Below are 12,101 nucleotides of genomic sequence, written 5' to 3' on the forward strand. Positions count from 1 at the left end.
GGCGCCGTTCGTGTCCCGGTGCGCGCCGCGCCGGGCGCCTCACGCCGGGGGCGCGGAGAGCGCCCCGGCCAGCGCGTCGCCGAGGTGGGAGGCGTCGTTCCAGACCACGAGGTGATAACCGCCGCTCTCGTCGCGCTCGATCAGGCAAACACCGGTGTTCGCCGGCACCTTGAGCGCCTTCAGCCCGCTCGCGCCCATGTGGAGCACCCGCCCCACGAGGGTCTTGATGGCGGCGCCGTGGGAGACGAGCGCCACCGCCTCGCCCGCGTGCCGCTCGGCGACCCGCTCGAGCGCGCGGGTCATCCGGTCGCCGAGCTCCGCGTAGGTCTCGCCGCCGCCGCGGCGGACGTCGACCCCGCTCCGCCACGCGGCCCACTCCTCGGGGAAGCGGGCCTGCACGTCGGCGCGGCTGAGCCCCTGCCAGGCGCCGAGGTGCACCTCCCGCAGCCCCGCGTCCAGGGCCGGCGCGAGCCCCAGCGCCGCGCCCAGGATGTCCGCCGTCTCGCGGGCGCGCTCGAGGTCCGAGCAGTAGACCGCGGCGGGCCGGATCCGGGCGCCGACCAGCCGCTCGGCCAGCCGCGCGGCCTGGGCGCGCCCCCGCTCGTTGAGGCAGCTCCCCGCCTGCCCCTGGAAGACCTGCGCCCGGTTGTCGTCGGTCTCCCCGTGGCGGATCAGCATCAGCTTCGTGGTCGCGTGCACGTCGGCCGCGCAGTGTAGCAAGCGATCGCCGCGCGACGACCCCCGCGGGCGCGCCCGCCGCGGCGCGCGCCCGCCGCGGCGCCTCCAGGCTTCCGATGGGGCGCCCGCCGGTGCAGGATGGGGCCATGAAGACGACCCTCGACAGGCGCCCTCGCCGCCCGGCACGCGCGGCGGCCGCCGCGCTCTCCGCGCTCCTCGTGGTCGGCGTCGCGCTCGCGGGCTGCAAGAAGGGCGGGGCCGGCGGGCCCAGGGGCAAGGAGGCGGCTCCGGAGCGCGACCGCGCCTGCGCAGACCCGGCGCGGCCGAAGGCGTATTTCTATCCGGCGCCGAACCGGACGGACTACTGGCCTGACGACCCCTGGAAGGACGGGTGCGCCATGCTCGTGCCAGATCACCTGTTCTGCTGCCCGGCGGCGGGCGCGCCCGGCACGGCGAAATGACGAGGGCGCGCGGCGAAATGACGAGGGCGCGCGGCGCTGACACGCGCGGCGCTTGACACGCGCGGCGCCCTCCCATTCCAACCCAGCGCGCCGGCGTCGCGCGCCGCCCGCGCACCTCCGATTCCGCACGTGCCTTTCTGCCACGCGCGGCGAGTTGCCCACCGCTTTTCTGCCACAGGCGCAGGCCGTCGCCTTCGTAAAATGCCCTTGTTTAGCCGCGCGCCGTCCGCGCGGTACGCGGCGTGCTTTCATCCCGCGCTCGAGCCGAGGTCACCCACAGAGACGTGCTGTGCTGCGGACGCCCACGTGGCGCCGGAGCCTGCCTCGGTTCGGAAAGGGTCTCTCGCATGCAACGACGTCTTGCGCCATGGCTCATGCTCCTGCTCATCCCGTCCTGCGCTGAAGAGGGGGGCGTGAAACCCATCGAGTCTCCGGCCGGTACGACGGGCGCGGGCGGCGCGCCGCCGGAGGAGCCAGCGGCGGGCGGAGGCGGCCAGGGCGCGGGCGGAGGCGGCCAGGGCGCGGGCGGCAACAGCGGCGCAGGGGGGTACAGCCCGGACGACGACAGCACCTTCCGGCCGGAGCAGCGGCCGTTCTCCGAGGACCTGCTCGAGCGCCTCGTGACGAAGCCTGGGTTCACCGTCAACGTGTTCGCGAAGGACGTGGACAACGCCCGCATGATGGAGGTCGCCGCCGACGGGGGCGTCTACGTCACGCGGCCGATGCCCGGCGACGTGCTGCTGCTGCGCGACACCGACGGCGACGGTCAGGCAGACGACGGGATCAAGGCCTTCGAGGGGGGTCCGGGCTTCGAGAACCTGCACGGCATCGCGCTCAGCGAGGACGGCGAGACGATGTACCTGGCCACGCCGACGAGCCTCTACGCCGCGGCCGTCAACGCGGACGGCAGCCTCGGAGAGCCGACCGCCCTCCTCACCGATCTGCCCGACGGCGGCCAGCACCCCAAGCGCACGATGCGCTTCCTCCCCGGCACCGGATCCCTCCTGCTCTCCGCGGGCAGCAGCTGCAACGCGTGCTCGGAGACGAACCCCGAGCACGCCGCGATGGTGCTGATCGACCCGTTCAAGGGCCAGCAAACGCGGCAAGACCGCTCCGTGTTCGCCACGGGGCTCCGCAACACCATCGGCTTCGACTGGTATCCGGGCACCGAGGAGCTCTGGGGCATGGATCACGGCAGCGATCACCGCGGCGGCGTGGTGCCGCCCGAGGAGCTCAACCTGCTCGTCGCGGGCAAGGACTACGGCTGGCCCTACGCCTACTCGAGCGGCCCCGGCGAGGCCGCCCCGGACCCGGTCATGGACGACCCGCCCGGGTCCACGAAGCAAGCCTACGCCGCCAGCACCGAGCCCGCGGTGCTCGTCTATGAGGCGCACAGCGCGCCCATCGATTTCCGCTTCTACACGGGCGACCAGTTCCCGGCCGAGTACAAGAACGATGCGTTCGTCGCGATGCGCGGCTCGTGGAACCGCTACCCGCCCGTGGGCTACAAGGTGGTGCGCGTCCTGTTCGACAAGGAGACGCGCCAGCCGACCGGCTTCGAGGACTTCGTCACGGGGTGGCTGCTCGACGACGGCCGCGCGCACTTCGGCCGCCTCGCCGGCCTCGCCCAGCTGCAGGACGGGTCGCTGCTCATCAGCGACGACACGAACGGGGTCATTTACCGCGTCGCGTACACCGGCGACTGACGGCGACTGACGGCGACTGAGCGGCGGGGCTCACGCCGGCGTGAGCCCGCGCGGCGGCCGCTCCAGGCGCTCAGCACGAGCGGCAAAACGACCCTGCCTGAGCCCGTCGCGGGACGTCGCGCGGGCGCACAGGCGCCCATGGCAGCAGGAAAGGCGCGGGCGAGGCGCGCGCGCGGCAGGTAAGATCCGCCCTCACGCCGGAGCAAGGAGCTCGATCGATCATGCCGCGTCCGCTCTCGATGTCGCTCGCAGGAACGCTGCTTTGCGCAGCGCTCGTCACCTCATCTTGTTCCTCGTCGGATCCGCCCGCCGGCCCGGGCGGCCTGGGCGGCGCCGGCGCCTCGGGCGGCTCGGGCGGCGCGGGCGCCTCGGGCGAGGGCGGAGGGGCCGGCGGGGCGGGCGGCCGCGATCCAGGGCCAGGGAACGGGGAATCCGAGGTGCTGCTCGGGCGGGACGAGGCGAACGCGCCGCTCCGCGCGGTGGGGCGGCTGCTCGGCGGGCTCGGCTCCGGGGCGTGCACGGCCTTCCTCATCGATCCTTCCGGGCGCCCCGAGGCGCCGGCGCACGTGGTGACGAACGGCCATTGCACCCACGACTGGGCCGTGCCCGAGGCGGCGAACGCGGTGCACGTCGACACCGAGGCGACGCCGGAGCTGCGGATGCTCTTCAACTACTTCCAGGACACCGTCGACGCGCACGTCGAGGTCCCGGCGAAGGTCGTCCGTTACGCGACCATGAAGGGGACCGACCTCGCGGTGGTCGAGCTCGACGCCACGCTCGGCGCGCTGGCGGGCCGCGGGATCACCCCGCTCGGCCTCGCCCCGTCGGCGCCGCCTCCCGGAGGGCGCGTGTCCGTGGTCGGCGCGCCGCAGCTCGAGGTGGAGTTCCTGCGCCGCGCCCGCTGCAGCGACGAGGGCCCCTTCGACGTCGTCGAGCGCGGCTGGCACTGGTTCGGGGCGCACCGGAACCGCTGCGCCGACATCGCGAACGGCAGCTCGGGCTCGCCGGTGCTCGACGAGGCGCAGCGCGTCCATGCGGTCGTCAACACCACGACCCAGGGCAGCCCGCCCGACGGCGACTGCTTCCTCGGCAGGCCGTGCGAGGTCGGCGCGCCGCCGGGCGTGTCGGTCGAGCGCGCGAGCTACGCCGTCAGCGTGACCGGCCTCGGCGCCTGCTTCGACGAGGGCGGGCGCTTCGCCCTGGACCGCGAGGGCTGCCCGCTCGATCCGGGCCGCGCGCTCGACGTGCTCACCTACCCTCCGCCCCGCGCACGCCCGAGCGACGCGGCGACCGGCGCGGCGAACACCTGGGAGGTGACGCTGGGCGAGCGGGACGTGCTCGCGTTCTTCCGCTACAAGCTGGGCCGCGGCGGCAGCATCGACTGCCGCAAGGAAGAGGGTTACTCGGCGCCGATCAAGCTCGCATCGCAGGGGCTCTCGATCTTGCCGCTGCCCGAGCTCGAGGGCGTCCAGCAGCTCTGCGTGATCGCCGGGCCGACGGAGGTGCACGACGGGGCGTGGCAGCCGCTCGCCTTCCCCACGGTCGTCCTCACCACGATCGACACGACGCCGCCGACGCGCCGTCCCGAGCTCTCGATCGTGGGCGACGCGACCGAAGGCCTGCGCGTCGAGCCGATCTTCTCGCTGCCGGAGCTCGCCGACTTCGAGTACCACGTCGGCCCGCCGGAGACGACGGACTGCGATGATCCTGCGGCCGCGTGGCGCCGTTACCGGCGCATTGCCATCGTCCTCGGCGCCCGCGAGCTTCCGGCCCGGTTCTGCGTGCGCCCCACCGACTGGGCGGGCAACGTCGGCGAGCCGTTCGACTACCTGCTCCCCCCCTGAGGCGGCCGCGCTCCCGGCCGGCGCCGGCGCCCCTGAGCCGGCGCTCCGCCGCGCCGCGGTCTCTCCGCCGCGCCGCGGTCTCTCCGCCACGCCGCGGGCCCTGGCGAGCGCGGCTCAGGCCCTCCGGAGCTCGAACCCGAGGGCCGGCATCCCCTCGATCGAGGCCGGCCCCGTCCGGTGGAACCCGAGCTTCTCCAGCACCCGGATCGACGCCGCGTTCTCGGGCATCACGGTCGCGATGAGGCGTGGGAGCCCGAGATCCTCGAACGCGTAACGGATGCACGCCCTCGACGACTCGGTGGCGTACCCGGCCCCCCAGTGCTTCCGGAAGAAGCGGTATCCGAGGTCCGCGACCTCGGTCTCCTCCCACCACCTCAGCCCGCACCAGCCGAGCTTCTCCCCTGTCCTCCGGTCGAGGACGACGAACCGACCCATCCGCCAGGTCGCGTACTGCTTCGCCAGCCGCTCGACGACCGCGCGCGCCTCCGCTTCATCGGCGAAGGCCGCGTTGCCGGTGTAGCGGACCACTTCCGGATCCGAGTTCAGCTGCATCATGAACGGCGCGTCGGAGAGCCGGTGGGGGCGGAGGTTCAGGCGCTCCGTCGAGAGGATGGCGTCTCCCGCGTCGGTCTCGTCGATGTCAGGCCAGGTCATGCCGCCATGGTAGCGGGTCCGCCGCGCCGGCGCCCCCGCGTCCTCGCTCGGAGCCCACCCGGGACCGCCGGGGCCCGATCCTGAGCCACGAGGAGGCCTCGCGGCTCGGGCAGCGCAGCGCGCGCCCCGGGGCCCGGGTCGGACGCCCTGCTGTCGTGGGTCTCTCGGTCCTGCCGTGGTGTGGCCGGCATCCTCTCTTTTCCTGAGCGTCTTTCCCGCGCGTCCTTTTGGCCTCTCCGGCCCTCGCGCGGCGTCCTGACATGGTGGTTCGTCCTGCGCGCCTTCTGCGCATTTTCGCGCTCCACCCGTTTGTCGCGCCAGGGATCGGCGGCGCCGCGACATCGCGCCATGCGCGGCCCCCCGCCTCCCCGCCCGGCCCGTTTTCCAGCGGTGATCTCGGATCGGCGGCGGGACGGGTCGCCCCGCTCGCGGCCGTCAAGCCCTCCAGAGGGGCTTGGTGTACCGCCCTCATCAACTTAGGTTTGCTCCAGACACAGCGCATCGGCGACCTGCGCCTCCTGGCGCTGGCGACATCCGGCGGCGACCGCGCCACGGCGCGGCGCGCGGAGGTCTCGTCGACGCGTCGACCTGGCTTCTCGTATCCGTATTGGTGGGACTCTCGTCGAGCAAGGCGGGGCTGGGCCCAGGGGTGAGATCCGCCCTGAAATCGCCCTTCGCCCGACTCACACTCTGCCTGTGTCTCCACCTGTTCCGAGCACGGCTGACTGCAGGATCGAGCGCCTCGGCGCTCGGGATCGATAGAAAGGTGGGGTCACATGCGAAGGTATCGAGCGAGCGCGATTTCTGCTGGAGTCCTTGCCGGGTTTACGGGCGTGATGGCCATCGCAGGCGCAAGCTGGGCCGATGGCAAGTATCAGCAGTTCTCCCAAATGGGAGTTCAGGGTCCCGTGGGGCAGCAGGGGTTCAAGGGCGAGAAGGGCGAGCGCGGTCCCCAGGGTCCCCAGGGTCCCAAGGGCGAGCGCGGTCCGCAGGGCCCCCAGGGGCCGAAGGGCGAGAAGGGCGAGAAGGGCGAGAAGGGCGACTCTGGTCCCCAGGGCCTGGCGGGTCTCAAGGGCCAGGACGGCGCCATCGGCCTCCAGGGCCTCAAGGGCCACGACGGCGTCAAGGGCGAGAAGGGCGAGCGCGGGCCGCAGGGTCCCCAGGGGCCCAAGGGCGAGCGCGGGCCGCAGGGCCCCCAGGGGCCCCAGGGCGAGCGCGGTCCGCAGGGCCCCCAGGGGCCGAAGGGCGAGAAGGGCGACTCTGGTCCCCAGGGCCCGGCGGGTCTCAAGGGCCAGGACGGCGCCATCGGCCTCCAGGGCCTCAAGGGCCACGACGGCGTCAAGGGCGAGAAGGGCGAGCGCGGGCCGCAGGGTCCCGCTGGCCCCCAGGGGCCCAAGGGCGAGAAGGGCGAGCGTGGTCCCCAGGGCCCGGCGGGCCCGGCGGGCCCGGCGGGCATCAAGGGCCAGGACGGCGCCATCGGCCTCCAGGGCCTCAAGGGCCACGACGGCGTCAAGGGCGAGAAGGGCGAGCGCGGGCCGCAGGGTCCTGCTGGACCCCAGGGGCCCAAGGGCGAGAAGGGCGAGCGCGGTCCCCAGGGCCCGGCGGGTATGGCGGGCATCAAGGGTCAGGACGGCGCCATGGGCCTCCAGGGCCTCAAGGGTCACGACGGCCTCAAGGGCGAGCGTGGTCCCCAGGGTCCTGCTGGACCCCAGGGGCCCAAGGGCGAGAAGGGCGAGCGCGGTCCCCAGGGCCCGGCGGGTCCGGTGGGCATCAAGGGTCAGGACGGCGCCATGGGCCTCCAGGGCCTCAAGGGCCACGACGGCCTCAAGGGCGAGCGTGGTCCCCAGGGTCCTGCTGGACCCCAGGGGCCCAAGGGCGAGAAGGGCGAGCGCGGTCCCCAGGGCCCGGCGGGTCCGGTGGGCATCAAGGGTCAGGACGGCGCCATGGGCCTCCAGGGCCTCAAGGGCCACGACGGCCACGACGGCGCCAAGGGCGAGAAGGGCGAGCGTGGACCCCAGGGTCCCGCCGGACCCCAGGGGCCCAAGGGCGAGCGTGGTCCCCAAGGCCCCCAGGGGCCGAAGGGCGAGAAGGGTGACCCCGGACCCCAGGGTCCGCCGGGCGCCAAGGGCGTCGACGGCGCCAAGGGCCCCATGGGCCTCCAGGGCCTCCAGGGCCTCAAGGGCCACGACGGCCACGACGGCGCCAAGGGCGAGAAGGGCGACCGTGGTCCCCAGGGTCCCGCCGGCCCCCAGGGCCCCCAGGGCCTCAAGGGCGAGAAGGGCGAGCGCGGACCCCAGGGTCCCGCCGGCCCCCAGGGTCCGCAGGGTCCCAAGGGCGAGAAGGGCGAGCGCGGCCTCCAGGGTCCCGCCGGACCCCAGGGTCCCAAGGGCGAGAAGGGCGAGCGCGGCCCCCAGGGCCCGGCGGGTACGGCGGGCATCAAGGGTCAGGACGGCGCCATGGGCCTCCAGGGCCTCAAGGGCCACGACGGCCTCAAGGGCGAGCGCGGACCCCAGGGTCCCAAGGGCGAGAAGGGCGAGCGCGGCCCCCAGGGTCCCGCGGGCATCGCCGGCCAGCAGGGCCTCAAGGGCCACGACGGCCACGACGGCCTCAAGGGCGCTCAGGGCGAGCGCGGCGCGCAGGGCCCGGCGGGTCCCAAGGGCGCTCAGGGCGAACGCGGCCCCCAGGGGCCGGCAGGCCCGCCCGCGCTCACCAAGATCCGCATCGTCTCCGTGACGCGCCAGGCGGATCCCACGAGCTCGTTCGTCAACGTCAGGGCGGTCTGCAAGGCCGGCGAGATCGTCCTCAGCGGCGGCTTCTCGGTCTCCGGCGGCGCTCAGTCGGTCACCAGGGTGGTTGAGAACTCGCCGCTCGACTCCGCCGAGGAGGGCCGCGTGGGCTGGACGGCCACCGCCATGTTCGACAGCGGCTACGGCAAGAAGGGCCAGACCATCGCGCTGACCACGTTCGCCGTCTGCGCCGAGCTCCCCGTGCACTGAGCCCGACGAGCGCAAGCGCGCCACGCACCTGGCGTGAGCCCGCGCCGCGAGCCCGCCTCTGTCCCCCCTCTCCCCAGCACCCCGGGGACAGGGGGGACAAATTGCAATTCAAATCACAAACACTCCCCAGAACCTCCGCTGTGGCTCACCGTCGTACATATCGGGTCGCGGGACAGATGCTGCCGAGCAGCATGCGCACAGAGGGCTGATGCCGAAGAGCAGCACCTGGCCGGGGGACCCGGCGCCATGGGCAGCCTCGGGCCGCGCGCAGGAGCTCTTCACGCCGCTCGGGGCGGCCCCGCCGGCGGCGGCGCAGCGGGTGTGTCGGCCGCTACGCGGCCCGCGCGAGGCGGTTCGCCGCAGGGGACGTGCTTCTGCGGCCCTCCAGAAGAGCGCCAAGGCCGCGATCGGGGAGTTCCCTACATCGGCGGCGCGCCGTGCGCCTCTGTCACACCGCGCTGGAAAGACGCGCCGCGGCGTAAAGCAGCTTGCACGCTTTTCGCAAGCATCGCGGGCGGTGACCTCATGAACGCGCGGCCCTTTCAAGATGACGTAAAAATTTCGCGTCCCGCGCGAACTATTCCGGCGCACTGGCCGGTTCTCCCCTGCTGCTCCCGCAGGGCTGCCGGCGCGCGTTCGTTCCTGGCGGTCGTCCTTTGCCACAGCTGTTGCCATCTGCCACAGCGGTGATTGCAAGTATCCAAGTTGGCCCGTTATGAAGGTACCCCCTCACTTCAACCCAGAGGTAAGAGGCATGTTTGGCAGGACTCCGAAGAGTCCTGCCTGCCCCCGAAACTCTGTGGTAACTTCCCTCTGGGGATCACGACACGAAGGAGGGGTTTCTCTCAGGTCAGACCACATGCGCCCGTGCGCACCCTAGAGGGGAACCATGAGCACAACCCACGCTATGAAGAACACCCAGCCTGCACTGACGACCCGAGGGCGCCGCAACCGTCTTGTGATCGCGCATGTGCTGAACTCCTTCCAGGTAGGAGGCGCCGAGCAGGTGGTGGTGGACCTCGCCGGTCTGCAGCGGGACGCGGGGCATGACGTGAAGGTCGTGGGCATCGCGACCAACGCGCAGGGTCCGCGCGCGGAGCAGCTCCGGGAGCGCGGCGTCGAGGTGCACATGATCCCGAAGCGCCCCGGCTTCGACATCACGCTCCCCGGCAAGCTCGCGGCGTTCTTCGCCAAGCACGACGTCTCCATCGTGCACTCGCACAACCAGATGCCGCTCATCTACGCGACGGCCGCGGGCCGGCTCCACCGCGTACCTGTCTGCCACACGCTGCACGGCGCGGTGTTCGACCAGGGCCGCAGGGCGTGGCTGCGGCACGTGGCGGCCAGGCTCGCGGACGCGCACGTGGCCGTGTCGCAGTCGACGGCCGACTTCATGCTGAAGAACAACGAGGTCCCGCGCTCGAAGCTGCACGTGATCCTGAACGGAATCGACCTCTCCCGGTTCAGGCCCGACCCGGAGGCCCGGGCGCGCGTGCGCGCCGAGCTCGGGATCCCCGCGGACGCGTGGGTCGCGGGCTCGGTCGGGCGCCTGTCGCAGGTCAAGAACCACGCCCTGCTGCTCCGCGCGGCCGCGGCCGCGGGCGTCCTGTCCGAGGACGGGCGCCTGTTGCTCGTGGGGGACGGGCCCGAGGCCGCCCCGCTGCGCGCGCTCGCCGAGGAGCTCGGCATCAGCGATCGCGTCGTGTTCGCCGGGGAGCGGCACGACGTGCCCGAGTTCCTCGCCGCGATGGACGCCTTCGTCCTGTCGTCGACGTCCGAGGGGCTGCCGCTCTCCATGGTGGAGGCGATGGCCACCGGGCTGCCCGTGGTCTCGACCGCCGTCGGCGGCATCCCGGCCCTCCTGGGCGACGGCGAGGCGGGCCTGCTCGTGCCTTCGGGCTCGGTCGAGTCGCTCGCCGAGCACCTCGCCGCGCTCAAGTCGAACCCCGAGCGGGCCGAGGCCCTGGGGAAGCGCGGCCGGAAGCTCGCCCTCGGGCGCTACTCGGCCGAGCGCATGATGGCGAGCTACATGGATATCTACGAGAGCCTGCTCTCGCGGCGGATCTCGGAGCGCCGCGGCGTCCTGCGGGCGAGCGCGCTGCTCGCCGGGCTGAACGCGTAGACCACGGCAGCGCGCCCCGGCGCGCCCCGGCCGCCTCCGCGGCGCCGGGTCGCGGGTGGACCACGAAGGCGCGGAAGACGCAGGGAACGCCCGCTTCTCTGCGCCCTCCGCGCCTTTGCGGCTCCATCGGCCGGCGGCGCAGCGCAGCCCGCGGGCGCGTCCACGCCGCCAGCCTGCGGCCCGGCGCGCGGGCGCGTCCACGCCGCCAGCCTGCGGCCCGGCGCGCGGGCACGTCCACGCCGCCAGCCTGCGGCTCGGAGCGCGGGCGCGTCCACGCCGCCAGCCCGCGCCTGCGCCTCGGCGCGCGGGCGCGTCCACGCGGTCAGCCCGCGCCTGCGGTCCAGCGCGCAGGCGCGCTCAAGGGGCGCGCGGGATCGTCGAGAGCGAGCGAGGGACCGTCGAGAGCGGCGCCGGCGTGCGGGAGGGCCGCGTCCCGGAGCGCGCCGACGGCGCGCGCGCGTCGAGCGCGGCGTCGGCGCGCACGGACAGGGGCGGCGGCACGCTCGGCCGCAGGGGCGGCGGCACGCTCGACCGCCGGGGCGGCGGCGGCACGCTCGACCGCCGGGGCGGCGGCGCGCCCGCGACCGCGATCCGGGCCTCGCGCACCGCCGCCAGCATCGATCGCGCGTCAGGCCAGCGGTCCTCCTGCGCGAACTCGAGCGCGCGGTCCACGAGCCGCACCACGGCCGGGTGCATCGACGGCGCGACCTTCGCGAGCGACGGGATCGGGCACGTCATCCGCAGGAAGAAGAGCTCGTTCACCGTCGGCGCCTCCTGCACGTACCGGTTCGTGAGCAGCGCGAACATCGTCGCGCCCAGCGCCCAGATGTCGGTCCGCGCGTCGACGAGGTCCCAGCGCGCGCGGGCCTGCTCGGGCGGCATGTACGCCGGCGTGCCCATGGCGCGGAGCCCCGCCAGCGAGGTCTGCGACGAGGGGACCCGCAGGCGCGCGATGCCGAAATCGAGGATCTTCACCCCGCCGTCGCGCGTGAGAAAGATGTTGTCCGGCTTGAGATCGCGGTGGACGATCCCCTTCTCGTGCGCCGCGGCGAGCACGTCGAGGATCTGCTCGCTCAGGAAGAGCACCTCGTCCGGCGCGAGCGCGCCCTTCTGCGCCTTCCAGCGCTGGAGGACGGTCTCCCCCTCGAGGAGCTCCATCACGAGGAACGGCGAGCCGTCCTCGGCCACGCCGTCGGCGAGCACCGCGGCGACCCCGGGGTGGTTCACGGCGTTCGCGATCGCCTTCTCGCGGAGGAACCGGGCCCGGTCGATCTTGTCCGCCGCCCGCTCGGGGTGCAGCAGCTTGATCGCGGCCCGCGCTCCGCTCCGGTGCGTCGCCGCATAGACCGCGGCCATCCCCCCGAGACCGACCAAGGCATCCAGCCGCCACGCGCCGCTCAGCACCGTTCCCACGCGTGCCTGCGCTCTCCGGACGTGCGCGCCATTCTCGAAGTCCATCGCTGACTCTTTTCTATGCCTTCGGGCGACCGATCCTTCAAATCATCCCCGGGTCGAGGAGACGAGGTGCTCCTCTTCACGTCCCGGGTATCCAGAGCTCGGCTGTCCAGATGGATCGGCGCTCCACGACGGCAAGCTGAGGGTGCAACGTGTAGGGACCGCGCCCTGCCGGCCTCCCTTCG

8 protein-coding genes are annotated in these 12,101 nt (G+C 73.5%); 5 read left to right on the forward strand and 3 right to left on the reverse strand.

Annotation, left to right across the window (positions count from 1 at the left end; all coding sequences use genetic code 11):
• Positions 1–39: 39 nt before the first annotated feature.
• Positions 40–699 (reverse strand): histidine phosphatase family protein, encoded by a 660-nt coding sequence (locus tag WMF43_RS31180; protein WP_437670268.1) that lies wholly within the window; start codon positions 697–699, stop codon positions 40–42.
• A gap of 125 nt (positions 700–824) precedes the next feature.
• Here WMF43_RS31180 and WMF43_RS31185 point away from each other — a divergent pair, with 125 nt between their 5' ends.
• From WMF43_RS31185 to WMF43_RS31195, 3 genes are all read left to right on the forward strand, one after another.
• Positions 825–1,139, forward strand: a complete 315-nt coding sequence (locus tag WMF43_RS31185; protein WP_437670270.1) for a hypothetical protein — start codon at positions 825–827, stop codon at positions 1,137–1,139.
• Positions 1,140–1,486: 347 nt separating this feature from the next.
• Positions 1,487–2,845 carry a PQQ-dependent sugar dehydrogenase gene (locus tag WMF43_RS31190; protein WP_437670272.1) on the forward strand — a complete coding sequence of 453 codons (1,359 nt, stop codon included), beginning with the start codon at positions 1,487–1,489 and terminating at the stop codon, positions 2,843–2,845.
• Between the two features lie 221 nt (positions 2,846–3,066).
• A complete protein-coding gene (locus WMF43_RS31195) occupies positions 3,067–4,689 on the forward strand; it encodes a trypsin-like serine peptidase (RefSeq protein ID WP_437670274.1) in 1,623 nt (540 codons plus the stop codon).
• A gap of 114 nt (positions 4,690–4,803) precedes the next feature.
• Here the strand turns inward: WMF43_RS31195 and WMF43_RS31200 are convergent, their stop codons facing one another.
• A complete protein-coding gene (locus WMF43_RS31200; RefSeq protein ID WP_437670276.1) occupies positions 4,804–5,343 on the reverse strand; it encodes a GNAT family N-acetyltransferase in 540 nt (179 codons plus the stop codon).
• A gap of 890 nt (positions 5,344–6,233) precedes the next feature.
• Here WMF43_RS31200 and WMF43_RS31205 point away from each other — a divergent pair.
• Together WMF43_RS31205 and WMF43_RS31210 are read left to right on the forward strand one after the other, a co-directional pair.
• On the forward strand, positions 6,234–8,339 hold the full coding sequence (locus WMF43_RS31205) for a collagen-like protein (RefSeq protein WP_437670278.1): 2,106 nt from the start codon (positions 6,234–6,236) through the stop codon (positions 8,337–8,339).
• Positions 8,340–9,228: 889 nt separating this feature from the next.
• Positions 9,229–10,461: a glycosyltransferase gene (locus WMF43_RS31210; RefSeq protein WP_437670280.1), complete on the forward strand. Its 1,233-nt coding sequence runs from the start codon at positions 9,229–9,231 to the stop codon at positions 10,459–10,461.
• Between the two features lie 357 nt (positions 10,462–10,818).
• On the opposite strand, the gene WMF43_RS31215 is transcribed toward WMF43_RS31210, so the two are convergent.
• A complete protein-coding gene (locus tag WMF43_RS31215; protein WP_437670282.1) occupies positions 10,819–11,919 on the reverse strand; it encodes a serine/threonine-protein kinase in 1,101 nt (366 codons plus the stop codon).
• Positions 11,920–12,101: the final 182 nt, after the last annotated feature.

This window comes from Sorangium sp. So ce131 (genome assembly GCF_051519095.1).
Classification (GTDB): domain Bacteria; phylum Myxococcota_A; class Polyangia; order Polyangiales; family Polyangiaceae; genus Sorangium.